The sequence below is a fragment of the Oceanicaulis alexandrii DSM 11625 genome (assembly GCF_000420265.1).
GTDB lineage: Bacteria > Pseudomonadota > Alphaproteobacteria > Caulobacterales > Maricaulaceae > Oceanicaulis > Oceanicaulis alexandrii.
The window spans coordinates 1,158,967-1,178,926 of record NZ_ATUP01000001.1; the positions used below are offsets into that span (position 1 = coordinate 1,158,967).

Here is a 19,960-nt window from a genome sequence, read left to right on the forward strand (position 1 = left end):
GAACTCCCCTAAGTCCTCACGCGCCGACGGGCGCGGAGTGTCAGGCCTGAGCCTGAACGCGAAACGGCGCGAGCTTATCAGGCCCGCGCCGCGCGTCGAGTGGGTGTGTGAAGCGCTCAGTTGAGCTCTAGCACATCGGTGAAGGCCTGAAGCGAGCCATCCGTTTACTCGCCGGCATCTCCAGACATCGCTTGGGGCAGAATCGTGACCCGGTAGGCCTCTGAGGGCTTGAGCGAGTCCGCCGCCAGCGCCGCCAGCTCATCCACCGTCACGGCGCGATAATCGTCTTGCACCGAGCGGATATGGTCGAGCGTCTCGGGACGGCTCTGGGAGCGCGCCAGAGCGTTCACCCAGAACGGATTGCGTTCGAGATTCTCTTCCAGGCTTTCCAGGATCGGCTGTCGCGCGCGCTGCAGCTCATCCTCGGTGATGTCGCCCGCCGCCATGGCCAGCGAAATCTCGTCGGCGATGTCGTACATGCGATCAATCTCGGACACGTTCACGTCCAGCCCGACCCAGAAGAAGCCATAGCCTTCAGAGACCCGCGATTGCTGGCTGGAAACAATGGCGGAATAGGTCGCGCCTTCCTGCTCCCGGAACCGGTCGATCGCCTTGAGATTATAGACGGCGCGCAGCAGGTCATAGGCCCGACGCTGGCGCGGATCGATGCCGTCCGTGGTCGGGTAATACACATTCGCCATGCCCTGATAGTCCTGACCGTTGAAGGTCACGATTTCAGGATCCTGCGTCGCTTCAGGGAAGCGGATCTGCGCATTCTCCTCATACTCCGGCCAGCTGGCGTCACGCTCATCCAGGGCGCCGAAGGTCGTCGCCACCACCTCAATGGCGCGTTCGGTGGTCACGTCGCCGGTGATGGTGATCTCGATCGGCGCGCTGTTCAGCGCCGGCTCCAGCATGGTGCGGGCATGCTCCATGGTGAAAGCGCTGACTTCCTCTGCGGTCGGGAAGCCCCAGCGCGGATCGCCGCTGCGCAGCATGCGGCCGACCCGGTTCACCGCCACCTGAACCGCTTGCGCGTTCTGGCCGCGGCGGATCTCCTCGGCGATGGCGCGGAACTGGTTGAGCCCGTCCTCACGCCAGCCCGGCGCCGTCATGAACGCCGCCAGGACCTGCATCTGAAGCTCAAAATCGGTCGGTGTCGTGGCGTTGCTGAACGAGAAGGTGTCAGTCCCCACATTCAGGCCATAACCCACGGAACGCCCGGCCAGAAGCCGTTGCAGCTCGTCACGGTCATGGGCTTCCAGCCCCCCGCCGCCAAACACGGCGCCCAGAATGGTGCCTGCCGCCGGACTGGGTTGCGGGGTCAGATCGCCCGCGCCGAAATCCACACGCACGCGGATGACATTGTCTTCAAAATCAGTGGTTTTGACATTCAGGCGCACGCCATTGTCAAAGACGATCTGGTCGACGCCCAGATCCTCGACCCGCTCCGTGCTGACCACCTCGCCGGCAGGGCCGAACTCGGTATAGGCGAACTCGGCCGAGCCCGCGTCTTCCACCGGCTCCACAGGTTCAGCGGACGAGGCGAGCCAGGCTTCGCGCACGGCCGCTTCGCCGTCGGCCAGATCCTGGTTGACGGCGACCATCACCATGGGCGGCGAGGCGTCCCAGACCGCTCGCACGGCATCTTCAACCGCTTCAACCGTGATGCGGTCTTCCTGCGCTTCGAAACGCGCCAGCGCGTCCTGGGGCGACGAGAACACCTGTCCTTCAATCCAGCTCGACCACAGGCCATCGGCCAGATCGCCGCTTTCGCGCGTATCGGCCTGATCGACAGCGTTCCGCAGGCTGGTGCGTACATTGGCCAGCTGTTCGTCGAGCTCGGCCTGGGTGAAGCCGTGCTCCTGAGCGCGACGCAGCTCCTGTTCCAGAACCGCCACGCCTTCGCGCCAGCGCGCCGGGCTGGAGACGGCGAACAGGCCCGCCTTGTTCACAAGACCAAACTCATTGCCATAAGACAGGCTGGCCTGAACCAGAGGCGAAGCGCCGCGATTGATCTCGCGTTGCAGGCGGCGTTGCACGATGGCGCCGCCCAGACGACGCAACAAATCCTCAAACCGCTCGGCCTTGGTGTCGTAAGCAGCCGGGCCGGGCTCGACCACATCCACCGTGATCAGGGTGAACACGTCCGGATCATAGAAAAAGCCGAAGGCGGGCTCTTGCGGGTCTTCGACCGTGCCGATGTCGGGATCGGGCGCCGCCGGTTGCGGTTGCTCCCAGGCGGCGAAACTTTCAACAGAGTCCACGTCCAGCCCGTCCAGGCTGATGGCGAAACCGTTGCGGATTTTCTCTTCCACCAGGTCCGCGTCCACATCGCCGACCACGACCAGCATGCCGCGCTCAGGCGTGTAATAATCACGATAATACGCTTCCAGCCGTTCCGCCGGCGCGGTCTCGATCACCTCCACCGTGCCGATGGCGTCACGCTCGGTGATGATCGTGTCGGGATACAGGAAGGTGTAATACGCGTTGAAGAAGCGCCGGATCGGCGTGTTGCGGAAGCGCTCCTCGCCCAGGATAACGCCGCGTTCGCGATCAATCGCCTCGCTGTCGAAGACCATTTCCGAAGCGGTTTCACGCAACAGGAACAGACCCACATTCAACATGTCTTCGGAATTGCTGGGCAGATCCAGCTGATAGCCCACCACTTCACGGCCCGTGAAGGCGTTGGTGTCCGGACCGAACGCCAGCCCGTAACGCTCCAGAAGCGGGACCATCTCGCCTTCAGGCACGTGAGTGGTGCCGTTGAACGCCATGTGCTCAATGAAGTGCGCCAGACCGCGCTGATCATCCTCTTCAGCCAGCGACCCCACATCAAACACCATGCGCAGGGCCGCCGTGCCGGTCGGGGTGTCGTTTTCCAGGATCGCGTAGCGAAGCCCGTTCTCCAGCACGCCATAGCGCACATCAGACTGGGCCGCGATGTCGCTGGCTTCATGCGGAAAGCTCGCCGCTTCAAAAGCGGCGGCGAGCTTCGCCTGGTCTTCCCCGCCCTCGAGCGCTCCGCGATCAGAGCAAGCCCACAACACCGCAGCAGCGATTGGGATCAGACACCAGGCGAGACCGCGTGGGTGGAGCTTAACCATGATCAGGAACCTCAGTTTCGGGCATGTGCCAATTAGGGCGAAAATAAGGACAGCGCGATCACAGGCAAATGAATTCCCGTTAAAAGCTGGGATTTATCCCTTGCTGCGCCTTATTTGATCGGATCGTGCTCGGCGACCCAATGACCGGGCGCCACTTCGATCAGCTGCGGGCGGTATTGCTCAGCATCCGGATCATCAATCAGCTTGGACTTCATGAAGCGCAGCTGGGCGCGGCTGTCGAGCGGGCTGGGAAGGTCGCCGGTCAACTCCAGACGTTCGCGATTTTTCTCGATCTCGGGATCCGGGATCGGCACCGCGCTGATCAGGGCCTGGGTGTAGGGATGGCGGGCGTCGGTATAGATCGCCTCGCGATCCGCCAGCTCCACAATGCGGCCCAGATACAGCACCATGACCCGGTGAGACACCTCGCGCACGACCGACAGGTCGTGGGAGATGAACAGCATGGACAGGCCGAAATCCTTCTGAAGTCCGATCAGCAGCTCGATGATCTGCGCCTGGATGGACACGTCGAGCGCGGACACAGCCTCGTCGCAAATCACCAGCTTGGGCTTCAGGATCATCGCGCGGGCGATTCCCACGCGCTGGTTCTGGCCGCCGGACAATTCGTGCGGATAGCGGTTGATCATGTTCGGATCGAGGCCGACCCGCTCCATCATCGACTTGACCTCGACCTCGCGCTCCTTGGACGACATGCCCTTGCGGAAGGTCAGCATGGGTTCGGCGATAGAGGCGCCGATGCTCATGCGCGGGTTCAGGGAGGCCAGCGGATCCTGGAAGACGATCTGCAGATCCTCACGCGCATCGCGCATGTCTTTGGGCTTGAGCGAGAGCAGATCCTTGCCGATCCAGCTCACCGAGCCGGCGCTGGCGGGCACCAGACGCAGAACCGCGCGCGCCAGGGTGGACTTGCCGCAGCCGGACTCGCCCACAATGCCGAGCGTCTCGCCCTCTTTGAGTTCGAAACTGACCCCGTCCACAGCCTTCAGGGGCTTGGTCTTGGGGAACAGTCCGCCGCCGACCACGACCGGGAAATGCACCTTGACGTCATCGGCCACGAGCAGCGCCTTGTCCTCGCCGATGGCTTCATGCGGCGGCAGGGCTTCATGGCCGGGCTTGTCGGGCTGGTCGATGCGCGGCATGGCGTCCAGCAGCATCTGGGTATAGGCGTGCGAGGGGGCGTTGAAGATGTCATAGACATCGCCGCCTTCCACATACTCGCCATGCTTCATGACCTGCACCCGGTCGGCCATGCGCGCGACCACGCCCATATCGTGGGTGATCAGCGCAATCGCCGCGCCGGTTTCCGCCTTGAGCTCGTCCATGATGTCCAGAACCTGGGCCTGAACGGTCACGTCAAGCGCAGTCGTGGGCTCGTCCGCGATCAGCAGATCAGGTTCACACAGCATCGCCATGGCGATCATCACGCGCTGGCGCATGCCGCCTGACAGCTCGTGCGGATACTGCTTGAGACGGCGCGCGGCCTCGGGAATACGAACCCGCTCCAGCCAGTCCAGGCAGCGCTTGGTGGCGGCGTCGCCCCGCAGGTCGGTATGGATCTTCAGAACTTCCTCAAGCTGGGAGCCCACTTTCATGTGCGGGGTCAGCGAGGTCAGCGGGTCCTGGAAAATCATCGTCATGGACTTGCCGCGCACCGCATTGAGCTTGGAGGGCGGCAGGTTCAGGATTTCCTGACCGGCGTATTTGATCGAGCCTTCCGCTTTGCCGTTGGAGGCGAGAAGCCCCATGGCCGCCAGGAAGGTCTGGCTCTTGCCGGATCCGGACTCTCCCACCACGGCGAGGCATTCGCCCGGCGAGATTTCCAGATTGACCCCGCGGACGGCGTGGACTTCACCATCAGGCGTGTCAAAACGCACATTGAGGTCGGATACCTGAAAGATCGGCGCAGCTTTGGCAGTCAAAACGGTGGCTCCAGAGGCAGAGACTTCTATGGAAAGTCCTGCACAATAGCTGTTGCGCGCCTCAACGCCAGCGCTCTCGGCGCCGCAGGACCAGCGGCGCCGCGAGCGGCAAGACGCAGGGTCAGCCCTCCGCCTTCTTCTCCTCGATGATCAGATCCATGGACACGGTGAAACGCTCGTCTGGCGAGGGGACCGAGGCGACGCCAGCCGGCGCGGTTTCAGCCCGGACGATCTCGCCCGCGCTCGTCACAGCCTTGAGGTCTTCGGCCGTCTCGCCGATCAGCGCAGCGACCGAGCCAGCGCCCTGCCCTGAAATGGTCAGCGTGTTCGCCGCGGTCTTCATGGAGACCTGCGCTTCAGACTTCACCTTCCGCGCGGCGGCCAGGATCTGGACGAAGGCCTCGCCTTCCGCGGCGAAAACCCCCGTCGGCGCTTGCGCGTCCGCTTTCGGCCACATGCCGCGCGCATGAACCGTTGAAGGCGCGCCCTCGCGGTCCCCGATCATGACCTCGTACAACGCGTCGGTCACATAGGGAATGAACGGCGCGAACAGGCGGATCAGGGCGTCGGTCGCATGCCACAGCGTATGCACCGCCGAGATCTCATCGGCATTGGGCTGGCCTTCAAACCGGGTGCGACGTTTGACGATTTCCAGATAGTTGTCGCAATAGGTGCGCCAGAAGAAATCCTCGATATCACGCTGCGCCGCGGCGTACTCGTAGTTCTCGAACGCCTTGGTCGCCTTGGCGATGGTCTGGGACAATTCGCCCAACAGCCATTGATCCAGCGGATGGCTGATCAGCCCGCTCTCGATATCGGCTTTCGGCGTCGTCGGCTTCAGCGCGCCCGCGGCGTCGGCGGCTTCCAGGCTCATCGCGGCGAGCTTTGAGGCGTTCCACAGCTTGGTGACCAGACGCTTGCCCTGTTTAAGGGTGTTGGGCGACATCGCCGTGTCCTGGCCGAGGCGCGAGGTGCCGGTCCAGTAGCGCACCGGATCGGAGCCATATTCGTCGAGCAGTTTGATCGGATCGATCACATTGCCCTTGGATTTTGACATTTTCGAGCCGTCGCTCGCCAGGCACCAGCCCGAAATGGCGATGTTGGACCAGGGAGCCTTGTTCTCGTGATGCAGCGCCTTGACGATGGTGTAGAACGCCCAGGTGCGGATGATCTCGTGCGCCTGCGGACGCAGCGCCATCGGGAACTGACGACGGTGCGCCTCGATATCCAGCGCATAGTCTTCATTGATCGAGCGCGTGTTGAGCTGGGGGCTGACAGATGACGTCGCCCAGGTGTCCATCACATCGCGCTCACCCTCGACCTCATGGGCCGCATAGCCTTCCGGAAGGTCGGTGGTCGGGTCGACCGGCAGCTGGTCCTTGGACGGAACAAGGATCTTGCCTTCCTCGCCGGGACGCTTGGAATACCAGACCGGCAGCGGCACGCCGAAATGGCGCTGGCGCGAGATCGACCAATCCCATTTCAGTCCGTCCACCCAGGACTCAAAGCGTTGGCGCATGTATTCGGGACGCCAGGTGATCTCGCGGCCCTTCTCAAGGATCTGCTCCTTGAAATCGAGGGTGCGGATGAACCATTGCGGAGTGACGATGATCTCAAGCGGCGCGCCGGAGCGTTCCGCGATCGGGATCACCTGATGGGTGGCTTCCTGCTTGATCACCAGATCTTTTTCGATCAGCAGCTCAAGGATCGCCTCCTTGGCTTTCGCCGCCTTCAGGCCCGCCAGCGCCGCCATGGTCGCTTTCGCGCTCTCAAGGTCCTGACACGGCCAGTCGTCCGTCCCCAGCGGCAGCGTGTCGATCATCTTGCCGGCCTGATCGATGACGAGGCGCAGGGGCAGCTTGTGGGTGCGGTACCACTGGATGTCTGTGACATCGCCAAACGTACAGCACATCACGATGCCGGTGCCCTTTTCAGGGTCCACCGTGTCCTCGGCGTAAATCTCGACCGGCACGTTATAGAGCGGGCTGATGGCGCGCTTGCCGATCAGCTCCGCCGCACGCGGATGATCAGGGTGGATCATCAGGCCGCCGCACGCGCCGATCAGTTCGGGGCGCGTGGTGGCGATGATCGCAGGCTCCAGCCCGCCGCCCTCAATCTCGAACGGGATATAGTTGAGCTTGCCTTCGCGCTCGGTCTCCTCGACCTCGGCCTGGGCGATGGCGGTGCGGTCAGCCGGATCCCACAGGGTCGGCTCAAGGCGGCGCTCCAGCAGGCCCTTGTGGAACAGGTCCAGGAAAGACATCTGGCTGACGGTCCGGCTCTCGTCGGAAATGGTCTGGTATTCGCGGCTCCAGTCCACAGACAAAGCCAGACGCGAGAACAGATCGCGGAATTGCTGCTCGTAAGGCGGGATCACCTCTTTGCACAGCGCCACGAAGTCTTCGCGCGACATGGTCCCGCCGCGCACTTTCTTGACCTTCTCCACCAGGCGCTCGGTCGGCAGACCATTGTCGTCCCAGCCGATGGGATAAAGCACGTTTCGGCCGCTCATCCGCATATAGCGCGCCATGATGTCGGTCTGGGTGTAGGAATAGACATGGCCCACATGCAGCGCCCCCGACACAGTCGGCGGCGGCGTGTCGATCACATAATCAGAGTCCGCCGGCGCGCTCGGATCCCAGACGAAGGCGTCGTCCTCGGCCCAGCGGGCGCGCAGGGCGGCTTCAGAGGCTTTGGCGTCGTACTTGTTGGGAAACGGTTTCATGTGGCGGACCGATATGTCTGATGAGAAAGCGGAAGGGAGGCTGGTCTTAGACGATTTTTTGCTGACGCAAAAGACGAGCACAGCTAGCGTGGCGCCAGAACCGATCAGGCTTGACGTGACCGCCTGTCGAATGCGCGGTCGACGCAAAGAGGCGCAGATGACTTACGACCATATTCAGACCTATCGCGACGACGCCGTGCTGACCATCCGCATGCACCGGCCTGACGCGATGAATGCGCTGATCCCGCCCATGCTTGAAGAACTGATCGACGCCTTTCACCGCGCCGAAAGCGCCAATGGCCCGTCGGTGATCATCGTCGAGGGCGCAGGCCGGGCCTTCAGCGCCGGTGTGGATCTGAAAGTGCTGTCGGGCGCCCAGCCGAAAGCGGGCCGGGTCGGGTCAGTGTTTGACGAACCCGCCAGCCGGGTCATGCAGGCGGTGCGCGCCAGCTCCAAACCCGTCATCGCCAAAGTGCACGGCGCCTGCTTCACCGGCGCGCTGGAGTTCGCCCTGCATTGCGACTTCATCCACACCACCGACGACACCAAGTTCGGCGACACTCACGCCAAATTCGCCATTCGCCCCACTTGGGGGATGAGCCAGACCCTGGTGGATGCGGTGGGGCTGCGCCGCGCCAAGGAGATTTCCTACTCTGCGCGCACCTTCAGCGGAAAAGACGCCGCCGCCTGGGGTTTGGCGAACGCCAGTCATGACAGCAAGGACGCGCTGGACGACGCCGTCGCCTCACTGGCCAGGGACATTGCGGCCAACGATCCCGCGACCGTCGCCGCCTACAAGACGCTGCACGCCATCGCCGAGACCCATGACGTGCCCGCCGGAATCGCGGCGGAAGGCGCCAAGGACTTCCCCGAGATCACCGATACGCTCAATCGTATCGGCGGGTTCCTGCGGGTCGTGAAGTAGAGAACATCTGAATTCCCGGACGCGCAGCGATCCGGGACCTCCCTCCGCGAAAAGCGCCTCATCCTGATGGAGGCCCCGGCTCTGCGCTGCGCTTGGCCGGGGTTTCAAAACTCCTAAGCCATCAGCGCCTGTTCGAGATCGGCGAGGATGTCGTCTGCATCCTCCAACCCCACCGACAGGCGCACCAGCCCGTCTGAGATGCCGTGCAGCGCGCGCTCTTCCGGGCTGTAGGCGGAATGGGTCATGGAGGCCGGGTGCTGGATCAGGGTTTCCGCATCCCCAAGGCTCACGGCGCGCAGCGCCAGCTTCATGGCGTTCATCATCGTCACGCCCGCCTCATAGCCGCCCTCAAGCTCGAACGCGATCATGCCGCCGAAATGGCGCATCTGGGCCTTGGCGAGCGCGTATTGAGGCCCGTCTTCAAGGCCCGGATATGCCACCGTGCGCACCTGGGGATGGGCGTGAAGCCAACGCGCAACGGCCAGTCCGGTCTGGCTGTGGCGCTCCATCCGCAGGGACAGGGTTTTAAGCCCGCGCAGGATCAGCATGGCGTTGAACGGCGACAGCGCCGCGCCCGTCATGTCTTTCAGGCCATAAAGCCGCACCCGCTCCATCACCTCGGCCGAACCGACCGCGATCCCGGCCACCAGATCGCCATGACCGCCGAGATATTTGGTGGCCGAATGCACCACCACATCCGCGCCCAGTTCAATCGGCCGGGTGATCAGCGGCGTGGCGTAAGTGTTATCGACCACCGTCAGCACGTCATGGGCGCGCGCGACCGCTGACACGGCGGCGATGTCCACCAAGGTCATGGTGGGATTGGCGGGGGTTTCAAAATAGACCACGCGGGTCTTGTCGCTGAACGCTGCGATCACCGCGTCGATATCGCTCATGTCCACATGGCGCACCTTGATCCCGAACCGGGCGAGCCCGTGATTCAGGAACGAAAAGGTGCAGCCATAGAGCGCCTTGTCGGCGAGGATTTCATCACCCGGCTCCAGAAGGCTCCATAGGACGGACGTGATCGCGCCCATGCCGGAGCCAAAGCTGACACCCGCCGCCGCACCTTCGAGATCGGCGATCCGCCGCTCCAGAAGATCCAGCGTGGGGTTGGAGATGCGGGTATAGAAATGGGCGGGCCGCTCGCCGGAAAACGCGGCGCCCGCATCTTCGACCGTTTCAAAAGCGAAGGTGGATGACAGATGCAGCGGAGGGACCAGCGCACCACCTTCTTGGGCCGGCTCATACCCCGCGTGAATGGCGCGGGTGGAAAAACCGGGTTGGCGGGTGATTGGTGCTGATCCGTCCACGACGTCGTCCTCCCTGACTGACACGCGGAAGACTACAGGGGACGGACGAGCAGAGGCTTGCCATTTCAGCCCCGAACTGTGTTCAATTTGGCAGATTCTGCTAATATGTGCCCATGGACAGCACAGATCGACGCCTTCTCACCGCGCTCCAGCAAGATGGACGCATCAGCAACCAGGCCCTGGCCGACCAGATCGGCCTGTCGCCCTCACCCTGCCTGAGACGCGTGAGGGCTCTGGAAGAGCGGGGGCTGATCACCGGATATGCCGCCCTTCTTGACCGCACAAAGGCGGGCCTGCCCATCACCGCCTTCCTGCGCATCAAGCTGGCGAACCACGCCCCCGCCACGGTCAGCGGATTTGAAAAGGCGATTTTACGGCTCGATGAAGTGCTCGAATGCCACCTCACCTCCGGGGCTGAGGATTATCTGCTGCAGGTCGTGGTCGACAGCCAGGCTGGGTATGAGCGCTTCATGCGCGAGCGGTTGCATCCGGTACCGGGCATCGCCGCCGTAGAAACGAGCTTCGCCTTCGGCACGGTCAAACGCACGACAGCCCTGCCGCTGGACTGAGCCCTCAGACGGGCTCCAGCACCACCAGCCGGCATTTGTGGACATGATAGTCCGCTTCATCCGCCTCGCGGATCCTGGCCTTGCCGGACGCTTCAAGCGCCTTGAGGTGGGCGGGGTATTTGTCTTCGTCCCAGACATCCTCATGCACCGTCGCGACAATGCTGCCGCCGGGACGCGTAATGCGCACCAGCTCGTCAAAGCCTTGCGGCCCCACATGGGCGTGGGTGAATGCGCCGACGCAGATGATCGCGTCATAGGCGTTGTCGGAATAATCGAGCTTTTCGGTCATATCCGCTTCGCGCAGGTCCTCATAGACCTCCTTGCGGCGCGCCAGAGTGAGCATGTCGGGGGACAGGTCCATGCCGTCCACATGGGCGTAGCCGCGCTTGCTCAGCTCAAGACCGGCGAGCCCCGTGCCGCAACCGGCATCCAGGATGCGGATGGCGGTGTCGGGATGGAGCGCGCGGAGTTTGTCGCTGGCGACGGCCGGCGCCACATAGCCCATGCCCTCCACGGTATCGGTGTCATAGTTCTCCGCCCAATCCTTATAAGCATCTCGACACTCTTCAGGATCGCCACTCAAGTTGTAAATCCGGTCAAGAATCTCATTCTCAGATTTCACGGTTCTTTTCTCCACAAGCTAGCAATCTGATTACTTATAAACGAAATCAGAGACGGAATCCATTTCATGGACTTACTCGTTATTTTCAAATCGATTTTCAATTATCCAGTATTTTTATATGAATTTTTCTTTTCCGGTTGCACATCTGCCTCAAAACAACTTGACGGAGTTGCGCCTCAACCCCCTCGCATCCTGATCTGGGAGGGTGACAGCGCTGCGCCCCTCCGCTAACGGCTAAGTCATGTCCGCACCGCTACTGACCCTCACCGACACCCGCCTCACCTTTGGGGCGACGCCCCTGCTCACCGGCGCCGACCTGATCGTGCGCGAGAATGAGCGTATCGGCCTTGTGGGACGGAACGGATCGGGCAAATCCTCCTTCCTGAAAATCGCGGCGGGCATCATCGAGGCCGATAGCGGCGAGCGCTTCGTGCACCCCGGCTCCACCTTGCGCTACCTTCCGCAAGAGCCTGACCTGACAGGTTATGACAGCGTCATCGCCTATATCCGCGACGGTCTGGCGCCCGGGGACGACGCCTATCGCGCCGACTATCTGGCCGAACATCTGGGGCTTGATCCCGAGGCCGACCCCGCCACCCTGTCGGGCGGCGAGGCGCGCCGGGCGGCGTTGGCGCGCACGCTTGCGCCCCAGCCCGACATCCTGCTCCTGGACGAGCCCACCAACCACCTCGACCTGCCCGCCATCGAATGGCTGGAGAGCGAGCTGAACGCCCATCGCGGCGCGCTGGTTCTGATCAGTCACGACCGGCGCTTTCTGGAAAACCTGACCCGGCAGACGATCTGGATCGACCGCGGGACGACCCGGCGGCTCGATCGCGGCTTTGCGCATTTTGAGAGCTGGCGCGACGAGGTGTTTGAGGCCGAAGAGCTTGAGCGTCACAAGCTGGAACGCCAGATCGCGCGCGAAGAAGACTGGATGCGCTATGGCGTGACCGCCCGCCGCAAGCGCAATGTGCGCCGCGTGGGCGAGCTGCAGTCCATGAAGTCGGACCTGAAGAACTGGCGCGGCCCACAAGGCGCCGCCAGCCTGTCGGTCAGCGAAGCGGACCGGTCGGGCAAGCTGGTGATCGAGGCCGAACATATCAGCAAGGCCTATGACGGACGCCCGATCTTCACCGATCTGTCCATCAAGATCGCCCGCGGCGACCGGATCGCCCTTGTGGGGCCCAATGGCGCGGGCAAGACCACGCTGATCAAGGTGCTGACCGGTCAGATCGAACCGGATTCCGGCACAGTGAAGCTCGGGACCAATCTCGAGATCGCCAGCCTGGACCAGCGCCGCGCGGCGCTGAAGCCGGAGTGGACGGTCACTGAAGCCATCGCGCCGGGCGGCGGCGAGCGCATCGAGGTGGCAGGCAAGACCAAGCACGTTCAGGCCTATATGAAAGATTTCCTGTTCAGCCCCGAACAGGCCCGCACGCCCGTGCACGCTCTGTCCGGCGGCGAACGCGCCCGCCTGATGCTGGCGCGCGCCCTGGCCTTGCCCTCGAACCTTCTGGTGCTGGACGAACCGACCAACGACCTTGATCTGGAAACGCTGGATCTTCTGGAAGAACTGATCGGCGACTATAACGGCACCGCGCTTCTGGTCAGTCACGACCGCGATTTCATCGACCGCACCGCGACAATGACCATCGCCTGGGAATCAGATGGCGTCTGGCAGGTCTATGCCGGCGGCTATTCGGACATGATCGACCAGCGCGGCGAAGGCGTGAAAGCGCGCAAGGCCGAAGAGAAAGTCGCCAAAGCCGGCAAGGCGAAAGTCGACAAGCCCAAAACCAAGTCCAGCGGAAAGCTGAGTTTTAAGGACAAGCACGCCCTTGAGACCCTGCCCGGCGAGATCGAAAAAATCGAAGCGAGTCTCGCTCAGCTCGAAACCGAGCTGGCGGACGCCAATCTGTTCATGAAGAACCCTGATCGCTTCAACGCCGCCACGAAAGAGCACGCCAGGCTCACTGAAGACAAAGCCGCCAAGGAAGAACGCTGGCTGGAGCTTGAAATGCTGCGCGAAGAGATTGAAGGCGGGTGAGCGCAGAAAACAACACGACGCTTGTGAGCGTCCCTCTCCCCCTTGTTCAAGGGGGAGAGGGGAAAGCCAGACCCTACCCCAGCTTGATCGTCATGGCGGCGGCGGCGTCGAACTGGCCACCGATCAGCGCGTCATAAGCCTTGAGCGCACCCTCGCCGCCCTCCAGCTCCTGCTCTTCAAACAGTTTCTGACCCGCCTCGGCGAAGCTCATCCAGGCCGCGCCATAGCGGCGGCCGAATTCCTCGCTGCCCCAGGCTTTCATGCGGTCGCGCACATGGTCGGGCGCAAAGAAGAACACCGGTTTCGGCCCCGGCATGGCGCCGGGCGGGGCGGAGTTTTCCCAATGGGCGCCGCCAACCCGGATATTGCCCACAAGACTGTCCGCCAGCGTCTCATGGATCGCCATGTTCACTTTGGAATCTCCAGCGAAATCCACCACCAGACGGCGCGGTTCAGACTTGAAGTCTTTGATCTCGTCATAGGTGCTGACCACGTCGTAATAGCCGGCGCCCTCGACAAAACCCTTATTCCGCGCCGAGGTCAGCGCCTCGATTTTCACGCCCTCAGGATGATCAGCGTGCAGCAGATGCGCCAGAGCCAGCGCCGTCTTGGACGACGCGCTGGTCAGGGTGATCTGCCCGGCGCCCAGAAAATCATGGTCGCGCAAATGCAGGTCAATCAGGAAGGAGGTGATGAACAGCGGCTGCAGCACCATCTGCGCGGCTTCACGCTCGGGCGCATACCCCGGATCACCCGCGCAGCGCACATAGCGGTTATAGGCGCCCGGCAGGTCTGCGCGATGGGGCGAGACATCCTGAAACGAGCCGGGTTTCACCGCATCCACGGTCAGGACCACTTCGTCCGCCGCCGGCCAATAGCCATAGACCCGCTCGCCGACCTCAAGACCGGACGCTTTGCTTTCCGCCACATCGGCGAAGCCCCAGACCGGCAGGCGGCCTGAACCGTCCTCAGCGGGGAAAAAGTCCCAATAGCGCATGGGCGCGCCAAACGCGGCGTAGGTGATGTTGTTGGCGGTCAGCGCAAAGCGTTTGATCGCAAGCCGCGCCTGCCCGTCGCTCAACGGCTGCGGCTGGGTGTCCACCAGCTTGGCGTCGGAAATATCGGCTTTGTTGATGGCCAGGGCCCAACCCATGGCGTCCTCCCCAAATTGCGCGGGCGGTGATCCGCCTCATCGAATGTTAGTTAAGCACTAATGTTCCAGAAAGTCTGTCGGTCTGTCACCCTTTGACCAGATCCGCAGCACATCCAGGTCCGCCGGACCGAGCGGATAGGGATACTCAATGCCGGGGACCGCAGAGAGAAGATCCCGAATCACCGCCAAGCGTGTCGCTCGCTTGTCATCCGCCTTCACCACCCGCCAGGGGGCGGCGTCGCCGGTTGCGGCCAGCATGGCGTTGCGCGCCTCGGAATAGGCGTCAAACTTCTCCATCGCCACGGCGTCGATGGGCGAGATCTTCCAGGTTTTCAGCGGATCGCTCTTGCGCGCTTCCAGCCGGTCCGCCTGCTCGTCGCGGGACAGGTCGAGATAGTATTTGAGCACGATCAGCTCATCATCCACCAGCAAGGTTTCAAACGGGTCCACATCACGCAGAAAGCGCACATATTCCTGCTCGGAGCAGAATCCCATCACCCGCTCGACCCCGGCGCGATTATACCAGGAGCGGTTGAACAAAACCATTTCACCCTGTGACGGCAAATGATTGACCCAGCGCTGGAAATACCAGCTCGCCCGGTCCCGGTCAGACGGCTTTCCCAGCGCGACCACGCGCGTTTCGCGCGGCGACTGATGCTGCACGATGCGCTTGATGACGCCGTCCTTGCCGGCGGCGTCTCGCCCCTCGAAGATCACCAGAAGCTTGCGGTCATCCGCGATCAGATGACGCTGAAGCGCCACCAGATTGACCTGAAGCGGGTAGAGCTCGGCTTTATACAAATCCTTGTCCATGGCTTCAGCCTTGCGCGTGTCGGATAAGCGCGCAAGGCTGATCCGCTCCGGGCAGAGGGCGAGACATGCGACAGATCATCGTGTTGGCGGGACTGGTGATCGTGATGGGGCTCATCACGATCGGCGCATGGCCCGCCTTGACCAGAAACCCCGAAGGGCTGGGCATGCGCGCGCTCGGCGAGCGGTCCGGCCACGCCTATATCTATGGCTACCCCTTGGTGCTCAGCGATGTCACCCGTCAGGCCTTTCTGGCGCGTGCCGAGACCCCAGCCCTGAACACGCTCTATCACCGGCGCACGCGGCCGACCCATGAAGACCGCACCGTCGTCCGCCCCAATCTCGATACGCTGTACACGCTGGCCTTTCTCGACCTGTCTGAAGGCCCCCTCCTGCTGAGCACGCCGGACTTTGATGACCGCGACTGGATGTTTCAGGTGCTGGACGCCTGGACCGACGTCGCAGGCGCGCCCAGCCGACGGCTGAACGGTCCAGGCCCGCAGGACGTCCTGATCCTCGGCCCGGACCAGCCCCGTCCGGATGACACGAGCATGGCGGTGATGACCGTTCCCACTCACACCGCCTGGCTGATCGGTCGCATCGCCATTGCGCCCGGCGAAGACCTCGCCCCGATCCATGCGCTTCAAGACGCTGTGCGCCTGACCGGCGAAGCTCCCATAGCGCGGCCCGCGCCCATCGACAGCTTGCCGCCGGAGTATGTGAACGCCCTGAGCGCTGACGCGTTTTTCACCCGCATGGCGGAGGTGATGTCCGCCTCTGACCCTGATCCAGACGCCCTCAATGCGCTCACACCGCTGGGCTATGGACCGCAGTCGGAAGACACTCCTGGAAAGCTGGGGCCGCTGGCGCGTTGGGCGGTGAATCGCGGCGTTTCCGTCGCGCGGCAGCGTCTTGAGGAGGGATTGCGCGACCGCCCTTATGGCCCCACACACTGGCGCACCTTGCGAGAGGGCGTCGGCGAGTATGGTGAGGATTATGCGCTGCGCGCGGGCGTCGCCCTGATCGGCCTTGGGGCGAACCGCGCCGAGGACGCGATTTATCCCAATACGGACATCGACAGCGAAGGCGCGCCGTTAACGGGCGATCATGCCTACCAGATTCACTTTGGAGCGGATCAATTGCCGCCCGTGAACGCCTTCTGGTCCGTCACGGTCTATGACGCGCAAGGCTATCTGATGGACACGCCTTCCGACCGGTATGCGATCCATAGCCAGTCAGGTCTTGTGCGTGATGCTGACGGCGGATTGACCCTGACGTTCAGCGCCGAGCCCCCGCCCACAAGACTCAGCAACTGGCTGCCCGTCCGTGCAGGCGAGCCCTTTGCGATCACGGCGCGGCTCTACGCACCCCAGGCGGACGCTCTGAGCGGCGCGTGGGAGATGCCGCCGGTGATACGGACGCCCGAATAGACTACTCCGCCGCCTCGCTGAACGGCTCCTTGGCGTCAAACACCTGATCGCCGGCGGTGCCGAACCGGACATGACCGTCCGCCAGCTTGCCAAAGCGGATCGCCAGCATGTCCTGGATATAATTCTGATAGGTCCGCCACGGCGTCGTCGCCCCCTGTCGCGGCAGGGTCGGCAAGGCGCGCTGGACATAGCCGGACGAGAAATCGAGCAGCGGCAGGGTCTCAAGATCTGCGGGCGGGACCGGCACCACATAGTCGAGATTGCGCGCCTTCATATGATTGATCAGCCGGCACACCCGCTCCGCCGTCAGGTCCACTTTCAGCGTCCAGGAGGCGTTGGTGTAGCCAAAGGCCAAAGCCGCATTGGGCACGCCTGACAACATCATGCCGCGATAGGTGACGTGTTCAGGCGCCACAAAAGGCTCGCCATCCACGCTGATGTCGATGCCGCCGCCCACCAGCATATCAAGACCCGTGGCGGGAATGATCAAATCCGCCTCCAGCGTCTCGCCGGATTTGAGCGCGATTCCTGTTTCGGTGAAACGCTCGATCTGATCGGTCACGATATCGGCGTCGCCCGACTTCAGCACCTCAAAGAAATCGCCTTCCGGCGCCAGGCAGAAGCGTTGATCCCACGGGCGATAGCTGGGCGAGAAATGCTTCTCGACATCAAAGTCTTCGCCCAGCTCGTCCTGAATGGCCTTGAGCACGCCCTTCTTCACCCAGTCCGGCCAGCGCCGTGACAACTGGAAGACCAGGATCGCCTGCAGCACATTCTTGATCCGCGTCAGCGAGTAGGCGGCCTTGGACGGCAGAATCTTGCGCAGGAAATCTGCGGTCTTGTCCACGGAAGGCCGCGCCGCGACATAGCTCGGCGATCGCTGCAGCATGGTCACATGGGCCGCCTTCTCCGCCATGGAGGGCACCAGCGTGATCGCCGTCGCGCCCGACCCGATCACCACCACGCGCTTGCCGGTGTAGTCATAGTCTTCAGGCCAGAGCTGGGGATGGATGATATCGCCCTTGAAATCCGCCATGCCCGGAAACTCCGGCATGTAGCCATGCTCGTACCGGTAATAGCCCGAGCACAGCACCATGAATTTCGAGCGAAAACGCTTGATCTCGTTTGAGCCGTCGACGGCGACTTCCAGCGTCCAGCGGGCGTCCTCGGTGCTCCAGTGCGCGCCGATCACCTTGTGGCCATACCGGATATGCTCGGAAATGCCCGCCTCTTCCGCCGTATCATTGACATACTTGCGGATGGAGGGGCCATCGGCGAACACCTTGCCGTCCGTCCAGGGACGGAAGGCGTAGCCGAAGGTGTACATGTCGCTGTCAGAGCGAATGCCCGGATAGCGGAACAGATCCCAGGTGCCGCCCAGGGCCTCACGCGATTCCAGGATCAGATAGGATTGATCCGGACAGCGATGCTGCAAATGCCAAGCGGTGCCGACGCCGGACAGACCCGCCCCGACAATGAGAACATCAAGCTCCGCCTCATAGGGCGTGGCGAGTGTGGACGACATGAGTTCCTCCCTGGCGGATCAAGCCGCTCGTTTTCTGACAAGAGTGAACACTGTTCACTTCAATGTCGCAAGAGGGGATCGTCCTCAGGCCGCGCAATCGGTCTGCGTCAGGATCTGATCCTCCAGTTCGTCACGCCAGTTGCCCAGCGCCCGCGCCGCACGACAGATCTGCGCCGGATTGAGCGCGGGGTCGCTGCTGAGATCGGAGAGCAATGCAGACAGACTGTCCGATCCTGCGATCAGTTCAGAGGACGGCGCATCAAACCGCATCAGCGTCGCTTCAGAGGACCAGCGGGGCCAGTCCGGGCCGCCCGCCGCGCCGGGATCGCCATCTCGCGCAAAACTCGCCCAGTACGCGCCCATGCTGGCCGCCAGCGCGTCCCTCCGGTCTGCGTTTCTGCGATTGAATAGCGCCCGATCCAACTGCCCGAAAAAGTCAAAATGGTTGAACACAAATGGGATTTCCATCGCATGCGCCGCGCCGAAAATTTCCGACAGATCCATGGTCAGAAGGCGCCCGCCCTCATCCCAGTCAAACCGGTAGGCCCAGACTTCATCATGGCCTGCCGCCCGCATCCGCTCGGCAGCCCGGTCCACAGCCAGAATACGCCAGAGCCGCGATTGGTAATGGCTCAACCGGTCATAATACGCTCGGTCCCGGATGGAGATGAACAGACCCAGCCGACGGCGCGTCAGATCGTCATTGAGCGCATTGAACAGCTTCATTTCATCGCGGTTCGTGCCGGTGATGACCGGCACCGCATTAAAGGTGTCCGGACTGTCGAATGCGCTCGCCAGACCAGCGCTTGGCAAGCTCACCCCGTCGGCGATGACGCGGGGCAGTTCGGCGCGCGGATCGCCCAGATTATACGCGTCAAAAACGGTCTGCAGCGAAAGCGCGCGCAAATCCGCGTTTCCTTGCGCCTGCACCATGCGGTTTGCGGCGGGGATGGCGCTGTTGACGTCACCGTTGCGCGCCTCGTCCAGCGGAACACTGTCAAAGAAGCCCGATTGCACGATCGCGCGATGAAACAATCCCGACGCCAGCGGCGAAGCCAGCAAAGCGGCCACGTTCTGGCCGCCCGCGCTTTCACCGAAGATCGTGACATTGTCCGGATCGCCGCCAAACTGCGCGATTTCAGCCCGGATCCAGTTCAGGGCCGCCACCTGGTCCAGCAGCGCGAAATTGGCGCCCTGTCCCTCGTCAATGTCGGGATGGGCGAAAAAGCCGAGCGGTCCCAGACGGTACTGGACCACCACCACGACCACGCCTTGTTCCTGAGCCAGTTTCGAGCCGTCATACTGGCTGGCGTAGCCCCAGGTGTTCGAGCCGCCATGAATCCACATCATGACAGGCAGGCCGTCCGCGTCCGCCCCGGCGGGCGCGTAGACATCAAGCTTCAGGCAATCTTCCGCGCCATAGAGCGCGCCCACCGGCAAGCCGGTGGTTTCCGTGCTCAGCCGATTGACGATCTGGGGACAGGGCTCGGGATGCTGCAACGCTTCAAACAGCTCTGTACGGGACGGCGTCGGCGCGGGCGCGCGCCAGCGGTTGTCCCCGGCTGTCGATTGCGCATACGGCAGGCCCAGCCAGGTCGGAGCGCCATTTTCACTGAAGAACCCGACCACGGGACCGGAAGACAGGAGTCTTTGCGTGTCGGGATGCGGCTCGGGCGTCGGCTCGACGCTTGTACACGCAGACACCGCAAACAGGGCGGACATGATCGCCGCCAACTTCAGACCCAAACGCATGAACAGCCTCCCCGATACGCTTTTCCCGGACTGTGTCCC

The 19,960-nt window shown here is 62.9% G+C and carries 13 protein-coding genes; 4 read left to right on the forward strand and 9 right to left on the reverse strand.

Annotation, left to right across the window (positions count from 1 at the left end; genetic code table 11):
* Positions 1-164 precede the first annotated feature (164 nt).
* The 3 genes from G405_RS0105700 to G405_RS0105710 all read right to left on the reverse strand — a co-directional run bounded on the left by G405_RS0105700 (position 165) and on the right by G405_RS0105710 (position 7,772).
* Complete coding sequence (locus G405_RS0105700) at positions 165-3,107, reverse strand: M16 family metallopeptidase (protein WP_022700546.1); 2,943 nt, start codon at positions 3,105-3,107, stop codon at positions 165-167.
* 110 nt (positions 3,108-3,217) lie between these two features.
* A complete protein-coding gene (locus G405_RS17260; protein WP_022700547.1) occupies positions 3,218-5,047 on the reverse strand; it encodes an ABC transporter ATP-binding protein in 1,830 nt (609 codons plus the stop codon).
* A 121-nt stretch (positions 5,048-5,168) separates the two neighbouring features.
* A complete protein-coding gene (locus tag G405_RS0105710) occupies positions 5,169-7,772 on the reverse strand; it encodes a valine--tRNA ligase (RefSeq protein ID WP_022700548.1) in 2,604 nt (867 codons plus the stop codon).
* 157 nt (positions 7,773-7,929) lie between these two features.
* Between G405_RS0105710 and G405_RS0105715 the strand changes: the two genes are divergently transcribed.
* Positions 7,930-8,697 (forward strand): enoyl-CoA hydratase/isomerase family protein, encoded by a 768-nt coding sequence (locus G405_RS0105715; protein WP_028284567.1) that lies wholly within the window; start codon positions 7,930-7,932, stop codon positions 8,695-8,697.
* Positions 8,698-8,810: 113 nt separating this feature from the next.
* Here G405_RS0105715 and G405_RS0105720 read toward each other — a convergent pair whose 3' ends face one another.
* Entirely contained in the window at positions 8,811-9,992 is a 1,182-nt protein-coding gene (locus G405_RS0105720) for a methionine gamma-lyase (protein WP_028284568.1), read from the reverse strand.
* A gap of 131 nt (positions 9,993-10,123) precedes the next feature.
* Here G405_RS0105720 and G405_RS0105725 point away from each other — a divergent pair, with 131 nt between their 5' ends.
* Complete coding sequence (locus G405_RS0105725) at positions 10,124-10,579, forward strand: Lrp/AsnC family transcriptional regulator (RefSeq protein ID WP_022700551.1); 456 nt, start codon at positions 10,124-10,126, stop codon at positions 10,577-10,579.
* Positions 10,580-10,583: 4 nt separating this feature from the next.
* Here the strand turns inward: G405_RS0105725 and G405_RS0105730 are convergent, their stop codons facing one another.
* Positions 10,584-11,201 (reverse strand): class I SAM-dependent DNA methyltransferase, encoded by a 618-nt coding sequence (locus tag G405_RS0105730; RefSeq protein WP_022700552.1) that lies wholly within the window; start codon positions 11,199-11,201, stop codon positions 10,584-10,586.
* A 241-nt stretch (positions 11,202-11,442) separates the two neighbouring features.
* Here G405_RS0105730 and G405_RS0105735 point away from each other — a divergent pair, with 241 nt between their 5' ends.
* Positions 11,443-13,251 (forward strand): ABC-F family ATP-binding cassette domain-containing protein, encoded by a 1,809-nt coding sequence (locus G405_RS0105735; RefSeq protein ID WP_022700553.1) that lies wholly within the window; start codon positions 11,443-11,445, stop codon positions 13,249-13,251.
* Between the two features lie 73 nt (positions 13,252-13,324).
* On the opposite strand, the gene G405_RS0105740 is transcribed toward G405_RS0105735, so the two are convergent.
* Positions 13,325-14,404 carry a DUF2855 family protein gene (locus tag G405_RS0105740; RefSeq protein WP_022700554.1) on the reverse strand — a complete coding sequence of 360 codons (1,080 nt, stop codon included), beginning with the start codon at positions 14,402-14,404 and terminating at the stop codon, positions 13,325-13,327.
* Positions 14,405-14,461: 57 nt separating this feature from the next.
* Positions 14,462-15,217 carry a polyphosphate kinase 2 gene (ppk2, locus tag G405_RS0105745; RefSeq protein ID WP_022700555.1) on the reverse strand — a complete coding sequence of 252 codons (756 nt, stop codon included), beginning with the start codon at positions 15,215-15,217 and terminating at the stop codon, positions 14,462-14,464.
* Positions 15,218-15,282: 65 nt separating this feature from the next.
* Between ppk2 and G405_RS0105750 the strand changes: the two genes are divergently transcribed.
* The gene (locus G405_RS0105750) at positions 15,283-16,644 is read left to right on the forward strand and encodes a DUF1254 domain-containing protein (protein ID WP_022700556.1); all 1,362 of its coding nucleotides are present in this window, start codon (positions 15,283-15,285) and stop codon (positions 16,642-16,644) included.
* A gap of 1 nt (position 16,645) precedes the next feature.
* On the opposite strand, the gene G405_RS0105755 is transcribed toward G405_RS0105750, so the two are convergent.
* A complete protein-coding gene (locus tag G405_RS0105755) occupies positions 16,646-18,169 on the reverse strand; it encodes a flavin-containing monooxygenase (protein WP_022700557.1) in 1,524 nt (507 codons plus the stop codon).
* An 84-nt stretch (positions 18,170-18,253) separates the two neighbouring features.
* A complete protein-coding gene (locus G405_RS15125; RefSeq protein ID WP_022700558.1) occupies positions 18,254-19,921 on the reverse strand; it encodes a carboxylesterase/lipase family protein in 1,668 nt (555 codons plus the stop codon).
* Between the last annotated feature and the right edge of the window lie 39 nt (positions 19,922-19,960).